22 protein-coding genes are annotated in these 20287 nt (G+C 64.7%); 13 read left to right on the top strand and 9 right to left on the bottom strand.

The window, feature by feature from the left end; genetic code table 11:
- Positions 1 to 9: 9 nt before the first annotated feature.
- The 4 genes from accD to LCM4577_RS01625 form a co-directional block, all read right to left on the bottom strand.
- Positions 10 to 936, bottom strand: a complete 927-nt coding sequence (gene accD, locus LCM4577_RS01640) for an acetyl-CoA carboxylase, carboxyltransferase subunit beta (protein WP_040986828.1) — start codon at positions 934 to 936, stop codon at positions 10 to 12.
- A gap of 95 nt (positions 937 to 1031) precedes the next feature.
- Positions 1032 to 1871, bottom strand: a complete 840-nt coding sequence (trpA, locus tag LCM4577_RS01635; protein ID WP_071031870.1) for a tryptophan synthase subunit alpha — start codon at positions 1869 to 1871, stop codon at positions 1032 to 1034.
- A gap of 2 nt (positions 1872 to 1873) precedes the next feature.
- The gene (trpB, locus tag LCM4577_RS01630) at positions 1874 to 3094 is read right to left on the bottom strand and encodes a tryptophan synthase subunit beta (protein WP_071069235.1); all 1221 of its coding nucleotides are present in this window, start codon (positions 3092 to 3094) and stop codon (positions 1874 to 1876) included.
- A 149-nt stretch (positions 3095 to 3243) separates the two neighbouring features.
- Positions 3244 to 3903 carry a phosphoribosylanthranilate isomerase gene (locus tag LCM4577_RS01625; protein WP_071069233.1) on the bottom strand — a complete coding sequence of 220 codons (660 nt, stop codon included), beginning with the start codon at positions 3901 to 3903 and terminating at the stop codon, positions 3244 to 3246.
- Between the two features lie 110 nt (positions 3904 to 4013).
- Between LCM4577_RS01625 and LCM4577_RS01620 the strand changes: the two genes are divergently transcribed.
- The gene (locus LCM4577_RS01620) at positions 4014 to 4232 is read left to right on the top strand and encodes a hypothetical protein (protein WP_071031867.1); all 219 of its coding nucleotides are present in this window, start codon (positions 4014 to 4016) and stop codon (positions 4230 to 4232) included.
- A gap of 229 nt (positions 4233 to 4461) precedes the next feature.
- On the opposite strand, the gene LCM4577_RS01615 is transcribed toward LCM4577_RS01620, so the two are convergent.
- The 4 genes from LCM4577_RS01615 to LCM4577_RS01600 form a co-directional block, all read right to left on the bottom strand.
- Positions 4462 to 5220, bottom strand: coding sequence for a M48 family metallopeptidase (locus tag LCM4577_RS01615; protein WP_071031866.1), 759 nt, complete (start codon positions 5218 to 5220; stop codon positions 4462 to 4464).
- A gap of 223 nt (positions 5221 to 5443) precedes the next feature.
- Positions 5444 to 5923, bottom strand: coding sequence for a DUF2852 domain-containing protein (locus LCM4577_RS01610; protein ID WP_071069231.1), 480 nt, complete (start codon positions 5921 to 5923; stop codon positions 5444 to 5446).
- 115 nt (positions 5924 to 6038) lie between these two features.
- A complete protein-coding gene (locus tag LCM4577_RS01605; protein WP_071069230.1) occupies positions 6039 to 7181 on the bottom strand; it encodes a benzoate/H(+) symporter BenE family transporter in 1143 nt (380 codons plus the stop codon).
- A complete protein-coding gene (locus tag LCM4577_RS01600; protein WP_071069228.1) occupies positions 7181 to 7954 on the bottom strand; it encodes a carboxylesterase in 774 nt (257 codons plus the stop codon). The genes LCM4577_RS01605 and LCM4577_RS01600 overlap by 1 nt, the downstream gene beginning before the upstream one ends.
- A 216-nt stretch (positions 7955 to 8170) precedes the next feature.
- Here LCM4577_RS01600 and infC point away from each other — a divergent pair, with 216 nt between their 5' ends.
- From infC to LCM4577_RS01560, 8 genes are all read left to right on the top strand, one after another.
- Complete coding sequence (infC, locus tag LCM4577_RS01595; protein WP_041009911.1) at positions 8171 to 8707, top strand: translation initiation factor IF-3; 537 nt, start codon at positions 8171 to 8173, stop codon at positions 8705 to 8707.
- A gap of 166 nt (positions 8708 to 8873) precedes the next feature.
- A complete protein-coding gene (locus tag LCM4577_RS01590; protein ID WP_071069226.1) occupies positions 8874 to 9521 on the top strand; it encodes an isoprenylcysteine carboxylmethyltransferase family protein in 648 nt (215 codons plus the stop codon).
- Between the two features lie 326 nt (positions 9522 to 9847).
- Positions 9848 to 10051 carry a 50S ribosomal protein L35 gene (rpmI, locus tag LCM4577_RS01585; RefSeq protein WP_027166935.1) on the top strand — a complete coding sequence of 68 codons (204 nt, stop codon included), beginning with the start codon at positions 9848 to 9850 and terminating at the stop codon, positions 10049 to 10051.
- Positions 10052 to 10088: 37 nt separating this feature from the next.
- Complete coding sequence (gene rplT, locus LCM4577_RS01580; RefSeq protein ID WP_040986810.1) at positions 10089 to 10490, top strand: 50S ribosomal protein L20; 402 nt, start codon at positions 10089 to 10091, stop codon at positions 10488 to 10490.
- Positions 10491 to 10691: 201 nt separating this feature from the next.
- Positions 10692 to 11744 carry a phenylalanine--tRNA ligase subunit alpha gene (gene pheS, locus LCM4577_RS01575; RefSeq protein ID WP_071069224.1) on the top strand — a complete coding sequence of 351 codons (1053 nt, stop codon included), beginning with the start codon at positions 10692 to 10694 and terminating at the stop codon, positions 11742 to 11744.
- Positions 11741 to 12193, top strand: coding sequence for a GFA family protein (locus tag LCM4577_RS01570; RefSeq protein ID WP_071031861.1), 453 nt, complete (start codon positions 11741 to 11743; stop codon positions 12191 to 12193). Before pheS ends, LCM4577_RS01570 begins: the two co-directional genes overlap by 4 nt.
- Positions 12190 to 14598 (top strand): phenylalanine--tRNA ligase subunit beta, encoded by a 2409-nt coding sequence (gene pheT / locus LCM4577_RS01565; RefSeq protein WP_071069222.1) that lies wholly within the window; start codon positions 12190 to 12192, stop codon positions 14596 to 14598. The genes LCM4577_RS01570 and pheT overlap by 4 nt, the downstream gene beginning before the upstream one ends.
- A gap of 122 nt (positions 14599 to 14720) precedes the next feature.
- Positions 14721 to 15323, top strand: coding sequence for a nucleotidyltransferase family protein (locus tag LCM4577_RS01560; RefSeq protein WP_071031859.1), 603 nt, complete (start codon positions 14721 to 14723; stop codon positions 15321 to 15323).
- A gap of 236 nt (positions 15324 to 15559) precedes the next feature.
- On the opposite strand, the gene LCM4577_RS01555 is transcribed toward LCM4577_RS01560, so the two are convergent.
- Positions 15560 to 16555: an aldo/keto reductase gene (locus LCM4577_RS01555; protein ID WP_071069220.1), complete on the bottom strand. Its 996-nt coding sequence runs from the start codon at positions 16553 to 16555 to the stop codon at positions 15560 to 15562.
- A gap of 96 nt (positions 16556 to 16651) precedes the next feature.
- Here LCM4577_RS01555 and LCM4577_RS01550 point away from each other — a divergent pair, with 96 nt between their 5' ends.
- The 4 genes from LCM4577_RS01550 (at position 16652) to LCM4577_RS01535 (ending at position 20272) form a co-directional block, all read left to right on the top strand.
- A complete protein-coding gene (locus tag LCM4577_RS01550) occupies positions 16652 to 17542 on the top strand; it encodes a LysR family transcriptional regulator (RefSeq protein WP_071069218.1) in 891 nt (296 codons plus the stop codon).
- A gap of 247 nt (positions 17543 to 17789) precedes the next feature.
- A complete protein-coding gene (locus LCM4577_RS01545) occupies positions 17790 to 18359 on the top strand; it encodes a cytochrome b (RefSeq protein WP_071069217.1) in 570 nt (189 codons plus the stop codon).
- A 68-nt stretch (positions 18360 to 18427) separates the two neighbouring features.
- Positions 18428 to 19003 (top strand): YceI family protein, encoded by a 576-nt coding sequence (locus LCM4577_RS01540; RefSeq protein ID WP_071069214.1) that lies wholly within the window; start codon positions 18428 to 18430, stop codon positions 19001 to 19003.
- A gap of 282 nt (positions 19004 to 19285) precedes the next feature.
- A complete protein-coding gene (locus LCM4577_RS01535) occupies positions 19286 to 20272 on the top strand; it encodes a Gfo/Idh/MocA family protein (protein WP_071069212.1) in 987 nt (328 codons plus the stop codon).
- The last annotated feature ends 15 nt before the right edge of the window (positions 20273 to 20287 follow it).

The raw sequence follows: 20287 nt of genomic DNA, 5'->3' as shown, positions 1-20287 counted from the left end.
GACCTCGCCTCAGGCTTGCGGCCGCGCCTCCGCGTTGACCACCGCCGGCGGCAGGATTTCCGGCTCGAGCGGCTTGTCGGCCGGCGGCATCTTGAGCAGCATTTTCAACAGCCGGGAGATGGTCTGGCGCATCTCGAGGCGCGACACGACCATGTCGACCATGCCGTGTTCCATCAGATATTCGGCGCGCTGAAAACCGTCGGGCAGCTTCTCGCGGATGGTCTGCTCGATGACACGCGGGCCGGCAAAGCCGATCAGCGCGCCCGGCTCGGCGATGTGGACATCGCCCAGCATGGCGTAGGAGGCAGTGACGCCGCCGGTGGTCGGATTGGTGAGCACGACGATATAGGGCAGGCCGGCTTCCTTCAGCCGGTCGACGCCGACCGTGGTGCGCGGCAATTGCATCAGCGAGAGGATGCCTTCCTGCATGCGGGCGCCGCCGGAGGCGGCGAACAGGATCAGCGGCCGCTTGCGCTGCAGCGCGACTTCGAAGGCGTGCACGATGGCCTCGCCGGCGGCCATGCCGAGCGAGCCGCCCATGAAGGCGAAGTCCTGCACGGTGACGATAACCGGCAGCCCGTCGATGGTGCCGGCGCCGTTGAGGATCGCGTCCTCGAGGCTGGTCTTGGCCTTCGCCTCTTTCAGACGGTCGGTGTAGCGCTTCTCGTCGCGGAACTTAAGCGGGTCCTGGACCACCTTGGGGTTTTCCAGCACCTCGTATTTGCCGTCGTCGAAGAAGTATTTCAGCCGCTCCTTGGCCGAGATCTTCATGTGATGGCCGGAAGCCGGGATGACGAACTGGTTGGATTCGAGATCCTTGTGAAAGATCATCTCGCCGGTCTCGGGATCCTTGATCCAAAGGTTTTCCGGCATGTCGGTGCGCCGGCCGAGCATCGAATTGATCTTCGGGCGGACGTAATTGGTGATCCAGTTCATGGCTTCGGCTCCTGTCCTGGAAGAGACTTCGAGCAATTCAGGAAAAGTCTGTGGCGGATTTCCGGCCCGAATTGCGTAGCGAACAGATAGTCAGGCTATTCGGCGGCAGCAAGGCGAGCCGAGCGGACGCCCTGGGCAAGGCCGCTGACCAGCGTGGCGACGGCCTCCGCCGGATCGGCTGTCTTCTCGCCCTTGGGCCCCAGCACGTTGGCGATCGCGTTGACGATCGCCGTGCCGACGACGACGCCGTCGGCCGAGGCGCCGATGACACGCGCCTGCTCGGCGGTCTTGACGCCGAAGCCGACGCAGACCGGCAGCGCGGTGTGGCCCTTGATGCGGGTGACCGCTGCCGAGACCTTGGCTGTGTCGGCGAGCGCCGACCCAGTGATGCCCGTCATCGAGACGTAGTAGACGAAGCCGGAGGTGTTCTCCAGAACCTTGGGCAGGCGCTTGTCGTCGGTGGTCGGCGTCGCCAGACGGATGAAGTTGACGCCGGCCTTCAGCGCCGGAATGCAAAGCTCCTCATCCATTTCCGGCGGCAGGTCGACGACGATCAGGCCGTCGATGCCGCTGGCCTTGGCGTCGGCGAGGAAGCGGTCGACGCCGTAGATGTAGATCGGATTGTAGTAGCCCATCAGAACGATCGGCGTCTCGTCGTCGCCGGCGCGGAATTCGGACGCCATCTTCAGCGTCTTGGCCAGCGTCTGGCCGCCCTTCAGCGCCCGAAGGCCCGCCGCCTGGATGGCCGGGCCGTCGGCCATCGGGTCGGAGAAGGGCATGCCGAGCTCGATGATATCGCTGCCGGAGGCAGGCAGCCCCTTCATGATCGACAGCGAGGTTTCGTAATCGGGGTCGCCGCCCATGATGTAGGTGACGAGAGCCGGGCGGCCTTCGGCTTTGAGCTTGGCCATACGGCGGTCGATGCGGGTGGTCATTGTCAGATCTCCATGCCCAGCATGTTGGCCACTGTGTGCACGTCCTTGTCGCCGCGGCCGGACAGGTTGACGATGACGATCTGGTCCTTGTCCATCTTCGGCACGATCTTCATCGCATGGGCGATGGCATGCGCCGATTCCAGCGCCGGGATGATGCCTTCGACCCGGGTGGTCAGCTGGAAGGCCTCAAGCGCCTCGTCGTCGAGGATCGGCTCGTACTGGACACGGCCGGAATCGCGCAGCCAGGAATGCTCCGGACCGACGCCTGGATAATCCAGGCCGGCCGAGATCGAATGGCCGTCGAGGATCTGCCCGTCCGCGTTCTGCAGCAGATAGGTGCGGTTGCCGTGCAGCACGCCGGGCTTGCCGGCGCTCATCGAGGCACAATGCTCGACGCCGTCGAGGCCGCGTCCACCCGCTTCGATGCCGATGATGCGCACGTCCTTGTCGTCGAGGAAGGGATGGAAGAGGCCGATGGCGTTGGAGCCGCCGCCGACGGCGGCGATGATGACGTCCGGCAGCCGGCCTTCCTGCTCCAGAATTTGGGCGCGGGCTTCCGTGCCGATCACCGACTGGAAGTCGCGCACCAGCTCGGGATAGGGATGCGGGCCGGCGGCGGTGCCGATCAGGTAGTAGGTGTCCTCGACATTGGTGACCCAGTCACGCAGGGCCTCGTTCATGGCGTCCTTCAAGGTGCCGTGGCCGGCGGTGACCGGCCGTACCTCGGCGCCGAGCAGCTTCATGCGGAAGACGTTGGGGCTCTGGCGGGCGACGTCGGTGGCGCCCATGTAGACGACGCAAGGATAGCCGAAGCGCGCCGCGACGGTGGCTGAGGCCACGCCATGCTGGCCGGCGCCCGTCTCGGCGATGATGCGCTTCTTGCCCATGCGCTTGGCGAGCAGGATCTGGCCGAGGCAGTTGTTGATCTTGTGGGAGCCGGTGTGGTTGAGGTCCTCGCGCTTGAAATAGACCTTGGCGCCGCCGAGATGCTTCGTCAGCCCTTCCGCGAAATAGAGTTTTGAGGGCCGCCCGGCATAGTGGGTGGAGAGATTCTGCAGCTCGGCCTTGAACTCCGGATCGTTCTTGGCCTTGTTCCACTGATCTTCGAGGTCGAGGATCAGCGGCATCAGCGTCTCGGCGACGAAGCGGCCGCCGAAAATGCCGAACATGCCCTGCTCGTCGGGCCCGGTGCGGAAGGAATTTGGCATAGCCGGCTTGTTCATCGCCGATCTCCTAAGTCTTGGCTTGCGAGCACGTCCTTATCGGAAAACCGGATTCCACTTTTCCGGGACATGCTGCATTTTGGTTTCGAGCATGTCCTTGTCGGAAAACCGGATTCCACTTTTCCGGACATGCTCGGGCTTGAACCTACTCAGGCAGCGCGATTATCCCGCGCGGCTCTGACGGCCCGGAAAAACTGCTCGATCAGCGCCGGATCCTTGACGCCCGGAGCGCYTTCCACACCGGAYGAGACGTCTATTCCGGGCGGATTGGCCAGTCTCAGGGCATCGCCGATATTGGCGGCGTTGAGCCCTCCGGAAAGCATGTAATCGAGCCCGGCGTCAAGRCCGGCAAGGATGCGCCAGTCGAAGGCGACGCCGTTGCCGCCCGGCAGTTGCGATCCTTTCGGCGGCTTGGCGTCGAACATGAAGCGATCGGCGATGYCGATATATGGCTTGATGCGATCGAGATCGGYCGCCTCGCTGACGGAAAACACCTTCATGACCGGCAGGCCGTGGCGCGCCTTGAGTTCCGCCACCCGCTCCGGTGTCTCGGAACCGTGGAGCTGCAGCATGTCCGGTTGCATTTTCGCGACGATCTCGTCGAGGAAGGCATCGTCGGCATCGACGGTCACGGCAACCGCCAGCGCCTTGCCGCGCGCCGCTTCGCGCAGGCGCCCGGCCTCGGCGGGCTCGACATAGCGCGGGCTCTTAGGGAAGAAAATAAAGCCGACATGGCTGGCGCCGCCGGCGAGGGCGGCCGCCATCGCGGCGTCGGTCTTCAATCCGCAGATCTTGATGTCGAGCGTCATTGCGCGGGCTTGGCACGAAACGGCAAAAGAGTCGAGAAAAAGCATGCTGTTGCCGGCGCGGCGGAAAACACTACCTTCATAACGGGACCACAGGCGGGAGCACGACAATCATGGCCGACCGGACCGTTGCCGAACTGAGGCAGAAGATCGCCCAAGCGCGCGAGGTGATCGCGCATCTGATGGAAAAGTCCGACTTCAACGGCGCCGAGGCGCACCGGGCGCTGGACTATTTCGGCAGCGACGCGTTCGACCGGAATTTTTTGCCATGGCCGCATCAGGGCGAGGAGGGGTTGCGACCGGAGGAGTTGAATGCGGCGAATGACGATTGAGGGCCTAATGGGTTCAAGCGGATAGTAGAGAGGCTGGCGGGACAGCACCCCCCTCTGGCCTGCCGGCCATCTCCCCCGCAAGGGGGGAGATCAGCAGCTTCGGCGCTGAACGCTTCCTGCAACGCTTGCGATTGGCGAAAGCCTAGGCGACACCCAATCTCCCCCCTTGCGGGGGAGATGCCCGGCAGGGCAGAGGGGGGTGTGAAGGAACGCGACCTATCGGCTTGAGCTACTCAAACACAATCGCCTGCAGCGCGCCGCCATTGCGCTTCAGCCAGTCCTTGCAGCGGTCGGTATCCGGGCACAGCTTCTCGCACAGCTTCCAGAATTTCGGGCCGTGGTTCATCTCCTTGAGATGCGCCACTTCATGCGCCACCAGGTAATTTATCACCGCCGGCGGCGCCATCATGATGCGCCACGAGAAGGAGAGATTGCCCTCCGAGGTGCATGACCCCCAGCGGCTGGAGGTATCCTTATACCTTATCGCCTTGGCGCGCTTGCCGATCGCCTCGGTGTGCTTGACCACCAGCCTCTCGATCTCCTTCTTGGCCTCGCGCTTGAGGTAGTCGGCGATGCGGCGCGGCAGATGGATGCGCTCGCCATGCACGATCAGGAGCGGACCGCGCTCGTCGCGCGAGACGGTGACGGTGCCGCGCTTCGAAGGCTCATGCACGATGCGGTGCGGCACGCCGCGGATCGGGATCCTGATGCCGGGCCTGACCTGCGGCCTCGTCGGCACCTTGGCCAGCCGCTGCTCCAGCCAGTCCTGGTGGCGGTCGAGGAATTTCTCCACCTCGCCACGGCGCAGGCCGGGCGGCACGGTGACGCGCAGGCCCTGGCCGCCGGAATCGATGCGCAGCGTGAGCCGCCTGGCCCTGGCGCTTTCGACGATTTTCAGCGGCAAAGTTCGGCCGGCGACGCAATGTTCGCGCTCGACCACAGGGGTGGGCTTTGGCTTGGTCAGATTGCGAAAGAAGCCGAGGGTCATGGCTGGACGATACGCGATTCGAAAAAAACGGCCAGTGGAGGGAAGCTACAAAGAGAACAAAAAAGAAACGGCGCCGCTCGCGCGACGCCGTTTTGTCAGCCTAAGACCTGTCCCTGCAGCGCCGCGCGTCCTCTGGACGCGCAAAGGACGCTGCAGCACTTTGAGTTTGCGCATGACCTATTCCGAAAATCGGCGTCGATTTTCGGGGTCATGCGCAAGGATCTCAGTCGTCGAGCAGGTTCGTGCCCTTGCCGCGCTTGGACGCGGGCTTGTCGCCCGGCTCGGTGGTGGTCGGCGCGGTATGCTTGCTGCGGTTGGCCATGAAGCGGTCGAACTCTTCCTGATCCTTGGCGCGGCGCAGCTCGCGGGCGTAGTCGTCGAACTCGGTCAGCATCTCGTCCAGCTTGCGGCGCTCCTCGGCGAGGCGCTCCAGCTCCTTCTCGCGCCAGTCGTCGAAGGCGACGTTGCCGGTGCGGGCCGAGCCATGGCCCCAGCGGGCCGCCTTCTCGGAGCCGCGGCGGCAGCCGGCGAAGATGCCGTCCGTGGCGCGGTTGATGTCGCGCTTGAAGCCTTCGAGCCGGTCGCCCCAGATGATGTAGGCGAGCATGGCGAAGCCGAGCGGCCAGAACACCATGAAGCCGATGACCATCAGCGCGATGGTGGCCGGCGTCCAGGCCGGACGGATCAATGCAGTCGTATTCATTTCTCCCAATCCTTCCGTTGGAGACAGCCGATCCGGCTGCGTGGAATCGAAATGGGAAGGCGAAATAGGCGATTCAAGGCAAGTCCGGCCAAAACCGGCGAAGCATCTGAAATGATTATCGCTTTTTGAGTTTTTCCAGGAAAAGCACTGCCATTCCGGCAACCAGCCCCCAAAATGCCGCGCCGACGCCGAAAAGCGTGAGCCCCGAGGTGGTCACCGCGAAGGTGACCGTCGCCGGCATGYGTTCGTCAACGTCGTGAAGGGCTATCGACAGGGCGTTGGCCAGGGGCGCCGTCAAGGCGAGCCCCGCGACCAGCACGATCAGGCTTTGCGGYAGGACGGCGAAGATGGCCACCAGCGAGGCGCCGAAAATGGCGAAGATGAGATAGGCGAGCGCGTAGAACGGCCCGGTTTTCCAGCGTTCGGCCGGGTCGGGATGAACGTCGGGGCCGGTGCAGATGGCGGCCGAGATGGCCGCAAGATTGGTGGTGGCGGCGCCGAACGGCGCCGAGAGCAGCGAAAACAGACCGGTGACGCCGATCAGCGGACCGGGCTCCGGATGATAGCCCGCGGCGCGCAGCACCGCGAGGCCGGAAAGGTTCTGGGAGGCCATGGTGACCAGATAGAGCGGCAAGGCGAGGCCAATGGTCGCCGATGCAGTGAATTGCGGCGCAATGAACGTCAATGTCGACAGTTCCGGCACAGGCAGGCTGCCGACGCGGCCGGTGAGGAAAGCGGCGAGGCCGCCGCCGATCAGCACCACCAGCACCGACAGAGCCGGATTGAACAGGCGGATGACGAAGAAGGCGGCGATCAGCGGCAGGATCAGCCAGGGATCGGCGGGAATGGTCTTCACCGCATTGACGGCGAAGCTGACCAGGATGCCGGCCAGCATGCCGGACGCGACGGAGGCCGGGATCTGCGCGATCAGCCGGGTCAATGGCTTGAACAGGCCGGTGGCGACCAGAAGGACGCCGGTGACCATGAAGGCGCCGACGGCCTGCGGCATCGTGAAGCCGCTGGAGGCCGCGATCAGCGCCAGGCCAGGCGTCGACCAGGCGGTGATGACCGGCATCTTCGTGCGCCAGGACAGCCACAGGCATTCAATCGTCATGGCCAGGCAGATCGCGGTGACACCGCTCGCGGTCTCGATCTGCGTGGCGCCGACCGCCTTGGCGGCCGCGATGACGAGAGCCAGCGTGCCGCCGAAACCGACGATTGCCGCGACGAAGGCGGATATCGGGATGGAAATGCGCATTATCCGGCGGCCCGCCTGACCATATCGCCGACGGTCCGTATGAGCATATCGAGATCCTCGGGGCGGGACAGGCGATGGTCGCCGTCCGGAATCAGCGACAGCGTCACGTCGTCGGCGGGCAACATAGCGGCCAGCTTCAGCGCATGGCCGGACGGCACATCCGGATCGGCAAGTCCGTGCAGGATGTGCACCGGGCAGTGCGTGTCGATCGGCCCCGTCATCACCCGATTGGCGCGGCCGTCCTCGATCAGCGCGCGCGTGTAGATATAAGGCTCGTCGGAATAGTCGGACGGCTCGGTGAAGAAGCCTTTTTCCTTGAGATCGCGCCGCTGCGCGTCGGTCAGCACCGGTTCGATCAGTTCGACGGTGAAATCCGGCGCCGGGGCGAGCAGCACCAGGCCGGCCACACGGTCTTCGCCCGCCTTGCGCAGTTCCTGCACCATGCGCAGCGCGATCCACGCCCCCATCGAGGAGCCGACCAGGATCTGCTTGCCCTTGCTGAACCGGCGAAAGACGGCAAGGCTCTCGGCCAGCCATCTGGAGATCGTGCCGTCGGCGAATGCGCCGCCCGACTCGCCATGACCGGAATAGTCGTGGCGCAAATAGGCATGGCCCTCGCGCGCGGCCCAGGCGGCAAGCGTCTCGGCCTTCGTGCCCAGCATGTCGGACTTGTAGCCGCCGAGCCAGACCACGCCGGGCGCCGCGCCCGGCGCCTGCCTGACGGCGATGTTCGACCCGTCCACATCGATGAAAACCGGAGCGCTGGCGGCCATGAGCTTGTCCTTTCGGCCGGTCCTTTTGGCACAGGCTGTGGTTCAACGAAAAGTGCTCGCGGCGTTTCTTTGCTTGGTGCAGACAATTGCCAGGCGGCAGGTGATTTTCCGGCGCGACTATGCTATTGACTCACGCCCCGCGCTCACCACATAGGCGCGTCCACCTACTTCTTGTCTAAAGAAACCCTGAACGAAACGGCCGAGGAGACCACGACCATTCGCAGACCTTTCAAAGCAGCGGCACCCACCAAGGACGGGCCGCGCTCCAACCGAGACATCCGGGTGCCCCGGGTCCAGCTTATCGACGCCGACGGCCAGAACCGTGGCGAAGTTTCCATCAACGAAGCGCTGCTGCTGGCCGAAGAGGCTGGGCTCGATCTCGTCGAGATATCACCCAACGCGCAGCCCCCCGTCGTCAAGATCCTCGATCTCGGCAAGCTGAAATACGCCAACCAGAAAAAGGCGGCCGAAGCGCGCAAGAACCAGAAGGTCATCGAGATCAAGGAGATCAAGATGCGCCCGAACATCGACAGCCATGACTACGAGACCAAGATGAAGGCTGTGCGGCGCTTCTTCGAGGAAGGCGACAAGGTCAAGCTGACGCTGCGCTTCCGCGGCCGCGAGATGGCGCATATGGAGCTCGGCATGCAGCTTCTGAACAAGGTGCGCGAGGAAGTGTCGACGATCGCCAAGGTCGAAGCGGAGCCGAAGCTCGAAGGCCGCCAGATGATGATGGTCCTGGCGCCGCGCTGACCAAGGATGACGCGGCCGTCAAAGCGCCGCGCCCATCACGGTTTCGAGAGTTGCCCGGCTCCTTCTATCCCGCTCTAAAATCCGCCCGAATTGCCGGGCACGGCGTCCCGACGATCGGCGGGGCGCCTGTTTTCAATCCGATCGCCACTCGACGATCGGATGGGTCATGGTCGATGAAGTGAAGGTTCCGGCCGACAACCAGAATGAAGGGTTGRGCGGCTATCAGCACATGCGCCGGATCGTGCTGGCAGTGCTGATCGTGGTGCTRTTTGCCGCGCTTCTGTTCGGTCAATCGTCCTTTCCGCCGGACACGCCGATGCACGAGTCGATCGAGATGTTCGGCGTGCTCTTGATCTTCCTCGGCATTGTCGGGCGGCTGTGGTCGACGCTCTATATCGGCGGGCGCAAATCGGCCGAAGTGGTCACCGGCGGTCCCTATTCGATCACCCGCAATCCGCTCTATTTGTTCTCGACCGTGGYGGCCGCCGGCGTCGGCGCGCAGATCGGCTCGTTCAGCGGCATCATCCTGTTCTCGCTGCTCTGCGCCGGCGCCTTCCACATCGTCATCCTGCGCGAGGAGCGGTACCTGAAGGAAGTCCTCGGCGCGCCCTACCAAGCTTATCTCGCCAAGGTGCCGCGCTTCTTCCCGAATCTCCGGCTCTACCAGGAAGGCGACACCGGCAGCTTCAAGCCGCGTCTCTTGTTGAACACGCTGCTCGACGGCCTGGTGTTTCTGGTCGCGCTGCCGGCCTTCGAATTGATCGACGGCATGCAGCAGTCGGGGGTGCTGCCGGTGTGGTTCACACTGCCGTAGGGTGGCTGATATTCAGGTGAGGCCGGCCTGCGAACGGCGGCTTCCTGTGCTTCCGGTGCTCACGTACTTTAAGTACGCTCCGCTCCGGTTCTCGGAAACCACCATTCTCGACTCGGCCTGACCTGAATCTCAACCACCCTACCCAACGGGACAGCGCGTCGCATGGCGAGGTGTTGCGCACCGGCCGTCTTTGATCTATAGGACCGCCGTCTAAAGAAAACCGCCCGGCAGGGCATGCCGTGGCGGTTTCATTTGCTTTTCGGGCTTTGGTCGGCCCGAAGCGAAAAAAGAAGCGCGATGGTGCGCCACCAATACGGAGTAGCAAAATGCCCAAGATGAAGACCAAATCGGCCGCCAAGAAGCGGTTCAAGATTACTGCCACCGGCAAGGTGCTGTCGGCTGCCGCCGGCAAGCGCCACGGCATGATCAAGCGTTCCAACAAGTTCATTCGCGATGCCCGCGGCACGATGGTTCTGGCTGAACCGGACGGCAAGAAGGTCATCAAGAATTTTCTGCCGAACGGCCTCTGAGCATTCGGTCTGGACAGCGTTTTAAGGAGATCATGACATGGCACGCGTAAAGAGAGGCGTCACCGCCCACGCCAAGCACAAGAAGGTCCTGAAAGCCGCCAAGGGTTTCTACGGCCGCCGCAAGAACACCATCCGCATCGCCAAGCAGGCGGTGGAGAAGTCGCTGCAGTATGCCTACCGCGACCGCAAGAACCGCAAGCGCTCGTTCCGCGCGCTGTGGATTCAGCGCATCAACGCGGCGGTGCATGAGCACGGCCTGACCTATGGCCGCTTCATCGACGGCCTCAACAAGGCCGGCATCGAGATCGACCGCAAGGTCCTTTCGGACATGGCCATCCACGAGCCGCAGGCTTTCGCCGCGCTGGTCGGCAAGGCCAAGGTCGCGCTCGAATACCTGAAGAACACCACGCCGAATGCTTTTGAGAGCGCTGTCGCCTAAGCCAGCGCTTCCCAAGCATTCGCAATTCTGATTTTGGGGAACCCGCGCTGGCACGGCTGGCGCGGGTTTTTCTTATGCCTGCTGCAACAAAAATCGTACTGCGAAACGAAAATCGTGACGCACGCTGATGACAGCCACCGATAGAAAGAATTCGCCGTGAACGCCACCGCTGGAAATCTTGAAACCCTTGAAGCTTCGCTGATGGCCGACATCGCGGCGGCTTCGGACGAGGCCGCGATCGAGGCGGTGCGCGTCTCGGCGCTGGGCAAGAAGGGCTCGGTCTCCGAAATGCTGAAGACGCTGGGCGCCATGAGCGCCGAGGAGCGGCAGGTGAAGGGCCCGGCGATCAACGGCTTGAAGAACCGCGTCACCGAGGCGCTCGCCCAGCGCAAGGCGGCGCTGAAGGATGTGGCGATCGCCGCACGGCTCGCGGCGGAAACGGTCGACGTGACGCTCCCCGTCCGTCAGTCGCCGGCCGAGCGCGGCCGCATCCATCCGATCAGCCAGGTGATCGACGAGATCGCCGCGATCTTCGGCGACCTCGGCTTCGCCATCGCCGAAGGCCCGGACATCGAGACCGACTACTACAATTTCACGGCGCTGAACTTCCCCGAGGGGCATCCGGCGCGCGAGATGCACGACACCTTCTTCTTCCAGCCGGACGAGAAGGGTGAACGCAAGCTGCTGCGCACGCACACCTCGCCCGTGCAGATCCGCACCATGGAGCGGCAGAAGCCGCCGATCCGCATCGTCATCCCCGGCAAGACCTACCGGCAGGATTCGGACGCCACCCACTCGCCGATGTTCCATCAGGTCGAGGGGCTGGTGGTCGACAAGACCGCCAACGTCGCCAACATGAAGTGGGTGCTGGAAGAGTTCTGCAAGGCCTTCTTCGAGGTGCCGTCGGTCAAGATGCGCTTCCGGCCGTCCTTCTTCCCCTTCACCGAGCCCAGCCTCGAGGTCGACATCCAGTGCGACCGCTCGCGTCCGGGCGAAGTGCGCTTCGGCGAAGGCTCCGACTGGATGGAGATCCTGGGCTGCGGCATGGTGCATCCGAACGTGCTGCGCGCCGGCGGGCTCGATCCCGACGAATATCAAGGCTTTGCCTGGGGCATGGGCATCGACCGCATCGCCATGCTGAAATACGGCATGCCGGACCTGCGCGCCTTCTTCGACGCCGACGTGCGCTGGCTCAGCCATTACGGGTTCCGGCCGCTCGACCTGCCGACGCTGTTCGGGGGGCTGTCTGCATGACGGCACCTCACACCGGCGGCTGCCGTTGCGGCGCGGTGCGGTTCGAGGCTTCGGCCGAGCCGCACCACATCAGCTATTGCCATTGCGGCGATTGCCGGCGCGCGACGGGCGCGCCGGTGTCGGCCTTTGTCGGCTTCATGGCCGACCAGGTCGCGCTCACCGGCAAATCGCTGAAAAGCTACCGCAACGGCCCGGTGGAGCGCACGTTCTGCGGCACCTGCGGCTCGCCGATCGCCTATACCGACAAGAGGCTCGACAACCGGATCTATTTCATGCTCGGCGCCATGGACATGCCGGCCTATTTCAAGCCGACGCTGCATGCCTATGTGCGTGAGCAACTCCCCTTCCTGCATATGCCGGACGATCTGCCCAGACATCTGAAGACCAGCGTCTCCCGGCCCATCCAACAAGCGTCGGACGGGCAAGGACCAAACGGAACAGCACCATGAAATTCACCCTCTCCTGGCTCAAGGACCATCTCGAGACCGACGCCTCGCTTGCCGAGATCGTCGAGCGGCTAACCGCCATCGGCCTCGAAGTCGAACATGTCGACGACAAGTCGGGCCTGAAGCCCTTCGTCATCGCGAAAGTGCTGACGGCGGTGCAGCATCCCGACGCCGACCGGCTGCGCGTGCTCACCGTCGACACCGGCGACGGCAAGCCGCCGGTGCAGGTGGTGTGCGGGGCGCCCAACGCCCGCGCCGGCATGATCGGCGCCTTCGCCGCGCCCGGCACCTACATCCCCGGCATCGACGTGACGCTCTCGGTCGGCAAGATCCGCGGCGTCGAGAGCCACGGCATGATGTGCTCCGAGCGCGAGCTGGAAATCTCCGACGAGCACAACGGCATCATCGATTTGCCGCAGGACGCGCCGGTCGGCACCAGCTTCGCCGCCTACGCGCATCTCGACGATCCGGTGATCGAGATCAATCTGACGCCGAACCGTCCCGACGCGACCAGTGTCTACGGCATTGCGCGCGACCTCGCCGCGAGTGGGCTCGGCCGCCTGGTGGGCGGAGGGATCATGCCGCATGCCGGCAACGGCCTGTGCCCGGTCAAGGTCACGATCGAGGCGCCGGAACTCTGCCCCGGCTTCGCGCTGACACTGGTCAAGGGCGTGAAGAACGGCCCGTCGCCGAAATGGCTGCAGCAGCGGCTGATCGCGATTGGCCTGCGCCCGATCAGTGCGCTGGTCGACATCACCAACTACGTCACCTTCGACCGCGGCCGGCCGCTGCATGTCTTCGACGCCAAGAAAGTCGCCGGCAACCTCGTGGTGCGCCGCGCCAAGGAAGGCGAAAAGGTGCTGGCGCTCGACGGGCGCGAATACACGCTGACGCCGGAAATGTGCGTGATCGCCGACGACAACGGCGTCGAATCGATCGCCGGCATCATGGGCGGCGAGCATTCGGGCTGCGACGAGAACACCACCGACGTGCTGATCGAATCGGCGCTCTGGGACCCGATCGCCACGGCCCGCACCGGCCGCACGCTCGGCATCATCACCGATGCGCGTTACCGTTTCGAGCGCGGCGTCGATCCCGAATTCATGGTGCCGGGCGTCGAGCTGGCGACCAAGCTGGTGCTCGATTTCTGCGGCGGCACGCCTTCGGAGATCGAGGTCGCCGGCTATGCCGGCCACAAGCCGAAGATCGTCACTTTCCCGCTTTCGGAGGTGAAGCGGCTGACCGGCATCGAGGTGCCGAGGTCCGAGGCGCTGGACATCCTGACCCGGCTGGGCTTCGAGCCGCAGGGCTCGGGCGACGTCGTCAAGGTGAAGGTGCCGTCCTGGCGCCCGGATATCGACGGCAAGGCAGATCTTGTCGAGGAAGTGATGCGCATCCACGGCGTCGACAACATCGCGCCCCAGCCACTGACCTCTCATGACGCGGTCAACGGTAAGATCCTGACCACGCTGCAGGTGCGCACCCGTGCCGCCAAGCGGGCGCTCGCCGTGCGCGGCATGATGGAGGCCGTCACCTGGTCGTTCATCCCGGCCAAGCATGCCGAGCTGTTCGGCGGTGGCCAGAGCGCGCTCAAGCTCGCCAACCCGATCGCCGCCGACATGTCCGACATGCGGCCTTCGCTGCTGCCCGGGCTGATCGCGGCCGCGCAGCGCAATGCCGACCGCGGCATTGGCGATGTGGCGCTGTTCGAGGTCTCCGGCACCTATGAAGGCGACTTGGCCGACCAGCAGCGGCGCGTGGCCGCCGGCGTCAGGCGCGGCACCGCCAAGCTCGACGGCTCGGGCCGCAGCTGGGCCGGCAATGCCGGCCCGGTCGGCGTGTTCGACGCCAAGGCGGACGCGATCGCGGCGCTCGAATCCTGCGGCGCGCCGGTCGACCGGCTGCAGATCGAGCCAGGCGGCCCGGCCTGGTATCATCCTGGACGTTCCGGCACGATCAAGCTCGGTCCCAAGACCGTGCTCGGCACGTTCGGCGAGTTCCATCCGAAGACGCTGGACGGACTGGACGTCTCGGGCCCGCTCTGCGGCTTCGAGGTGTTCGTCGACGCCGTGCCGGAGCCGAAGGCCAAGCCGACGCGCACCAAGCCTAAACTGGAGCTATCGCCTTTCCAGGCGGTGAAGCGCGATTTTGCCTTCGTCGTCGACAGGACGGTCGAGGCCGGCACGCTGGTGCGGGCAGCTTTGGCCGCCGACAAGAAGCTGGTCACCGGCGTCTCGGTGTTCGACGTCTTCGAGGGCGCCTCGCTGGGCGCCGCCAAGAAATCGATCGCCATCGAAGTGTCGATCCAGCCGGTCGAAAAGACGCTGACCGACGAGGATTTCGAGGCGCTCGCAAAACGCATCGTCGAGAACGTCAACAAGCAGACAGGCGGCGTGCTGCGCGCTTAGAGCGGCTCAACGCCGCTCTAAGCATTTGTCTTACGCAATTCCAGACGGAAAACCGCCCGACACTTTTCCTGGAATTGCTTTGGCGGATTGCGGAGCGATGGCGAATCGCCCTCCAAAGGGCGATGAGCCATCTCCGCTATTCCGGCCTTCCCTTCGAAGAGCAACGCGCGGCCTTCCTCGCGATCGTCGCGGCCGATCCGCTGCTGGCCGAGACGCTGGCGCGGGTGCGAGAACTTGCCTTGCCGGATTGGCTGGTGGTCTCCGGCGCGCTCTACAACAGCGTCTGGAACCATCTGACCGCCAAACCGCCGGGATACGGCATCAAGGATGTCGACCTGTTCTACTTCGACGATGCCGATTTATCCTACGAGGCCGAGGATGCGGTGATCCGCCGGGCGGCAGCGCACTTCGAGGGGTTGAAGCTGCCGATCGAGGTGCGCAACCAGGCGCGGGTGCATCTTTGGTATCCGCAGAAGTTCGGACAACAATGCCCACGCTATGCGAGCGCGAGCGAGTCGGTGAGCTATTTTGCCTCGAAGACGCATGCAGTGGGGGTGCGGTACGGCAGCGACGGGAGGCTGGAACTCGTGGCGCCGTTCGGGCTGGATGACGTTTTTTCGTTTCGCATCATGCCGAACCGGGCGCTGGACAATCAGCGGACGCATGTGACGAAGGGGCAGCGGGCGAAGGAGTGCTGGCCGGAGATTGAGGTGGTGGCTTGGTAGGGTGCAGAGATAAGAAACGTCTGCGCGAGGCCCCCCTCTCTGCCCTGCCGGGCATCTCCCCCTCAAGGGGGGAGATTGGCAGCTTCGGCGCCGGCACTCCCCTTGCAACGTTGGCGATTGGCGAAAGCCGGCGTGACATCTGATCTCCCCCCTTGAGGGGGAGATGGCCGGCAGGCCAGAGAGGGGGGCCTCGCGCGTACCTTTCAACGAAAAGCCGAAACGCCCCCTTTCAACCCTCACCCGTTCACCAGCGCCAGCAATTCCTCCGTATAACGCTTGCCGACCACCTTGTCCGGCGACAACGCATCGCCGATCGCCGCCACTTCCGCCGCGCTCAGCTCAATCCCGGCCGCCGCCGTGTTCTGCTCCAGGTGCCGGATCTTCCTTGCGCCGGGGATCGGCACGATGAAATCGCCCTGGTGCAGCACCCAGGCGAGCGCCAGCTGCGCCGTTGTCACGCCCTTCCCGGCAGCCATCTTCTCCAGCACCGCGATGACGGCGTTGTTGGCTTCCATCGCCCCGGCCTGGAAGCGCGGCAGGGTCAGGCGCCAGTCGCCGGCGCCGAGCGCGTCGGGCTTGCTGAGCGTGCCGGTGAGCAGGCCGCGGCCGAGCGGGCTGTAGGGGACAAAGCCGACGCCGAGCTCGCGGCAGACGGCGAGGATCTCGTCCTCCGGATCGCGGCTCCACAGCGAGTATTCGCTCTGCACGGCGGCGATCGGGTGCACGGCATGCGCCCGGCGCAGCGTGGCTGCGCTCACCTCCGACAGGCCAAGCGCCCGCACCTTGCCCTCGCGCACCAGCTCCGCCATGGCGCCGACCGTGTCCTCGATCGGCACGTTGGGATCGACGCGATGCTGGTAATAGAGGTCGATCACGTCGGTATCGAGCCGCTTCAGCGAAGCTTCCGCCACCGCCTTGACGTGCTCAGGACGGCTGTCGACGCCGATCATGCGGTCGGTGCCCGAGCCGTGCTCGGAAATCTTGAAGCCGAACTTGGTGGCGATGGTGACTTTGTCGCGCACCGGCTTCAGCGCCTTGCCGAGCAGGATCTCGTTCTCGAAGGGGCCATAGACTTCCGCCGTGTCGAAAAAGGTCACGCCAATCTCGACAGCGCGGCGCAGCGTGGCGATGGCTTCCGCCTCGGGCTGGCCGCCATAGCCGAAACTCATGCCCATGCAGCCGAGGCCGACGGGGAAGACTTCGAGTTCAGTTCCTAGCTTGCGGGTTTTCATCACGCATCTCCTTGTTGCGATGCGAGGGAGATAAGGCCTTGCGCTTCGTTCGATAATCGACTCTCTTTTGTACGGCTTGCTCTATAAAATAGAACAATGAACCGGACCAATCTCTCACAGCTCGCGGTGCTCGCCACCGTTGCCCAATGCGCCAGCTTCCGCGGCGCTGCGCGCGAGCTCGGCATCGCGCCTTCGGCCGTGAGCCATGCCGTCTCCAGCCTGGAGGCGCGGCTCGGCGTGCGACTTCTGGCCCGCAGCACGCGCAGCGTATCGCCGACCGAGGAGGGGGCGCAGTTGCTCGAGCGGCTGCGGCCGGCGCTGTCCGAGATCGATCTCGCGCTGGAAACGGCGGCCGAGTCACGCGACCGGCCGGCCGGGAATCTCAGGCTGACCGTGCCGCGCACGGCCGCGCATCTGACGCTGACGCCACGGCTCGGCGCCTTTGCCGCCGCCTATCCCGACATCGTGCTGGAGATCGTGATCGAGGACCGCTTCACCGACGTGGTCGAAGGTGGTTTCGACGCCGGCGTGCGGCTCGGCGAAAGCCTGCAGCGCGATATGATCGCGGTGCGCATCGGCCCCGATCTCCGCGGCGCAGTGGTCGCCGCGCCATCCTATTTCGCTTCCATGCCGAAGCCGCGCCATCCGCGTGAGCTGGCGGACCACCGCTGCATCCGCTTCCGTTTCTCGAGTGGCATCCTCTACCGCTGGGAGTTCGAGAAGGACGGCGAGGAAATCGAGATCGCCGCGCAAGGGCCGTTGATCCTCGACGAGGATCATCTGATCGCCCAGGCGGCGGTCGATGGCGCCGGGCTCGCCTTCGTCTTCGAGCCCTATGTGCGGGCGCCGCTCGCCGACGGCCGACTGATCCGCGTGCTGGAAGACTGGTGCCCGTCCTTCGAGGGTTTCTTCGTCTATTATCCGAGCCGCAGGCAAATGCGGCCAGCGCTGAGAGCGTTCGTGGATTTCTTCAGGGTGAGCGGGTAGGCGTATACCCCCTTGTGGGGGCAGGCATATGGCACTCCCCCTCACCCAGCCTCCGCTTCGCTCGGCTGACCTCTCCCCAAGGGGAGAGGAGATTGCCGGCGTCGGCGCCAGTCTCTTCTCCCCATCGGGGAGAAGGTGGCCGCGAAGCGGCCGGATGAGGGGGCTGCGCGGCCATATGCGATTGCCCTCCCCTTGTGGAGAGGGTAAGTCGCCGGAAGAAAACCGGCGCCGGCAACGTTCGCCTCCCATGCAATCCCTCACCAACACCCCCACCCGCTACGGCTGGGCGATGATCGTCCTTCACTGGCTGATCGGCATCATCTTCATCGGCCAATTCGCGCTCGGCGTCGTCATGGTGCGCATCACAAGCCAGCGGGCGTCCTTCGAGCTGATCCAGCTGCACAAATCCTTCGGCTTCCTGCTGCTCGGGCTGATCATCCTGCGCATCGCCTGGCGGCTCGGCAATGCGGCGCCGGCGCTACCGGTTTCGGTCGGAACGCTGGAGCGAAGGACAGCGCCGCTGGCGCATTTCGCGCTCTATGCCTTCCAGATCGCGCTGCCGCTCTCCGGCTGGGCGCTGGTCTCGGTGTCGACGCTGGAAATCCCGACCATGCCGTTCAACCTCTTCGTGATGCCCAATTTGCCGCTTGTCGAATCCGATGCGGCGGAAAGCTTCTGGACTTCGGCGCATTGGTATCTCGCCTATGCCGGCATCGCGCTGGTGGCGCTGCACATCGCGGCGGCGCTGCGCCACCATTTCCTGCTGCGCGACACGGTGCTGACGCGCATGATCACACCTTCGTCAGGCAGGGAATAGAACCGCGCCATCATTCGTTGGTGGGACGAAAACGCAGAAAAAAGCGTATCTGCGGAGGGACGAAACCCATGAACACGCGCATCTTCGGATTGGCGGCCTTCGCCGCTTGCCTCACCGTGCCTGCCGTTGCCGCCGTGGCGCTCAGCGACGCCGCCGGCAGCTACACGATCAGCCCGTCGAGCTCCTCGATCCGCTTCACCATCGGCAAGGTCGGCGGCGGCGGCTTCGATGGCGCCTTCGGTCGCTTCAAAGGCACGATCCGCATCGACAATGGCGATGTCGGCCGCTCGAAGGTCGACCTCACCATCTATCCCGAAAGCGTCGGTACCGGGCAAGGCCGCATCGATGCCTTCCTGCGCTCCGACGCGGTATTCGACGCGGCCAACAATCCGGAAATCCAGTTCCGCTCGACCAGCGTCACCCGCACCGGCGACACGACAGCGCTGGTGACCGGCCGGCTGACGGCGCGCGGCAGGACGTTTCCGGAAAAATTCACGGCCGAGCTCGGCGGCTTGCGGGGCGGGACCATCAAGTTCCACGTCACCGGCAAGGTGCTCAGGTCGCGCTACGGCATGGATGTCGGCACGCCGCTCTATTCCAACGTCGTCGATTTCGACATGACGCTGACGGGGAGAAGGGGGTAGCGCCCGGTTTCCTCGCCCCCGCGAAGGCGGGGGAGAGGTGGCTCGGGCGAAGCCCGAGACGGAGCGGGGGGGCGCCCTGCGCGACGGCAGGGCCCTCGCAGAATTGGGCTGCTGTGAAGCAGCTCGGCTCTGAGGTCGGCACTCTACGAAGCCCCTCTCCGTCCCGGCTTCGCCGGGACACCTCTCCCCACTGCGTGGGGCGAGGAAGGCGCCTCCCGCATTGGCTTTTCTGCGGAATTGGGGCACACCTCCATCGATGTAAACCGACATGGGAGAAGCGTGATGTTCCGATGGGGTGTTCTGTCGACGGCGAAGATCGGCCGCGAGCAGCTTTTGCCGGCAATCGTGGACTCGGAGAACGGCGTCCTGTCGGCGATCGCCAGCCGCGACCTGTCGAAGGCCAAGGCATTGGGTGAGCGTTTCGGCGCCCGCCATGCTTTCGGCTCCTATGAGGAGCTGCTTGCGTCCAAGGAGGTCGACGGCGTCTACATCCCGCTGCCGACCTCGCAGCATGTCGAATGGACGGCAAAGGCGATCGAGGCCGGCAAGCATGTGCTGGTCGAAAAGCCTCTGGCGCTCGACGCCAAGGATATCCCGCCGCTGATCAAGCTGCGCGACCAAAAGAAGGTGCTGGTCTGCGAGGCCTTCATGGTCGTCTACCACCCGCAATGGATCAAGGTGCGCGACCTCATCGCCGGCGGCGCCATCGGCCGGCTGCGCCATGTGCAGGGTGCGTTCTCCTATTACAATGTCGACCCCAACAACATGCGCAACCAGCTCGACCTCGGCGGCGGCGCGCTGCCCGACATCGGCGTCTATCCGACGGTGTCGACGCGCTTCTCGACCGGCAAGGAGCCGCTGYGCGTGCAGGCGACGATCGAACGCGACAAGACCTTCGGCACCGACATCTACTCCTCGATCCGCGCCGACTTCGGCGACTTCGAGCTGTCCTTCTATCTGTCGACGCAGATGGCGGCGCGGCAGGTGATGGTGTTCCACGGCGAGAAGGGCTTCATCGAGATCTTCGGCCCGTTCAATGCCGGGCTCTACGAGCACCACCGCATCGAGCTGCACAACCAGAACCACACCGAGGCGCAGGTGTTCCGCTTCCCCGGCACGCAGCAGTACCGGCTGGAAGTCGAAGCCTTCGTGCGCGCCGCCCAGGGCGGCAAGGACCGTGTCTTCACGCTGGAGGAATCGGTGCTGAACCAGAAGGTCATCGACGCCATCTTCCGCGCCGGCGACAAGGACGGCTGGGAACCCGTCTAAACAAGCTGCCGGCTA

It is taken from the genome of Mesorhizobium sp. LCM 4577, from assembly GCF_001854795.2.
GTDB classification, from domain to species: Bacteria; Pseudomonadota; Alphaproteobacteria; order Rhizobiales; family Rhizobiaceae; genus Mesorhizobium; species Mesorhizobium plurifarium.
The sequence above is the reverse complement of the archived record's forward strand: the minus strand, read 5'-3'. Positions and strand labels throughout refer to the sequence as shown.

Bases quoted from the DNA above. Each gene is read 5' to 3' on its own strand.
- accD (WP_040986828.1), bottom strand. From the start codon at position 936: ATGAACTGGATCACCAATTACGTCCGCCCGAAGATCAATTCGATGCTC.
- trpA (WP_071031870.1), bottom strand. From the start codon at position 1,871: ATGACCACCCGCATCGACCGCCGTATGGCCAAGCTCAAAGCCGAAGGC.
- trpB (WP_071069235.1), bottom strand. From the start codon at position 3,094: ATGAACAAGCCGGCTATGCCAAATTCCTTCCGCACCGGGCCCGACGAG.
- LCM4577_RS01620 (WP_071031867.1), top strand. From the start codon at position 4,014: ATGGCCGACCGGACCGTTGCCGAACTGAGGCAGAAGATCGCCCAAGCG.
- LCM4577_RS01615 (WP_071031866.1), bottom strand. From the start codon at position 5,220: ATGACCCTCGGCTTCTTTCGCAATCTGACCAAGCCAAAGCCCACCCCT.
- LCM4577_RS01610 (WP_071069231.1), bottom strand. From the start codon at position 5,923: ATGAATACGACTGCATTGATCCGTCCGGCCTGGACGCCGGCCACCATC.
- LCM4577_RS01600 (WP_071069228.1), bottom strand. From the start codon at position 7,954: ATGGCCGCCAGCGCTCCGGTTTTCATCGATGTGGACGGGTCGAACATC.
- rpmI (WP_027166935.1), top strand. From the start codon at position 9,848: ATGCCCAAGATGAAGACCAAATCGGCCGCCAAGAAGCGGTTCAAGATT.
- rplT (WP_040986810.1), top strand. From the start codon at position 10,089: ATGGCACGCGTAAAGAGAGGCGTCACCGCCCACGCCAAGCACAAGAAG.
- pheS (WP_071069224.1), top strand. From the start codon at position 10,692: ATGGCCGACATCGCGGCGGCTTCGGACGAGGCCGCGATCGAGGCGGTG.
- LCM4577_RS01570 (WP_071031861.1), top strand. From the start codon at position 11,741: ATGACGGCACCTCACACCGGCGGCTGCCGTTGCGGCGCGGTGCGGTTC.
- pheT (WP_071069222.1), top strand. From the start codon at position 12,190: ATGAAATTCACCCTCTCCTGGCTCAAGGACCATCTCGAGACCGACGCC.
- LCM4577_RS01560 (WP_071031859.1), top strand. From the start codon at position 14,721: ATGAGCCATCTCCGCTATTCCGGCCTTCCCTTCGAAGAGCAACGCGCG.
- LCM4577_RS01555 (WP_071069220.1), bottom strand. From the start codon at position 16,555: ATGAAAACCCGCAAGCTAGGAACTGAACTCGAAGTCTTCCCCGTCGGC.
- LCM4577_RS01550 (WP_071069218.1), top strand. From the start codon at position 16,652: ATGAACCGGACCAATCTCTCACAGCTCGCGGTGCTCGCCACCGTTGCC.
- LCM4577_RS01545 (WP_071069217.1), top strand. From the start codon at position 17,790: ATGCAATCCCTCACCAACACCCCCACCCGCTACGGCTGGGCGATGATC.
- LCM4577_RS01540 (WP_071069214.1), top strand. From the start codon at position 18,428: ATGAACACGCGCATCTTCGGATTGGCGGCCTTCGCCGCTTGCCTCACC.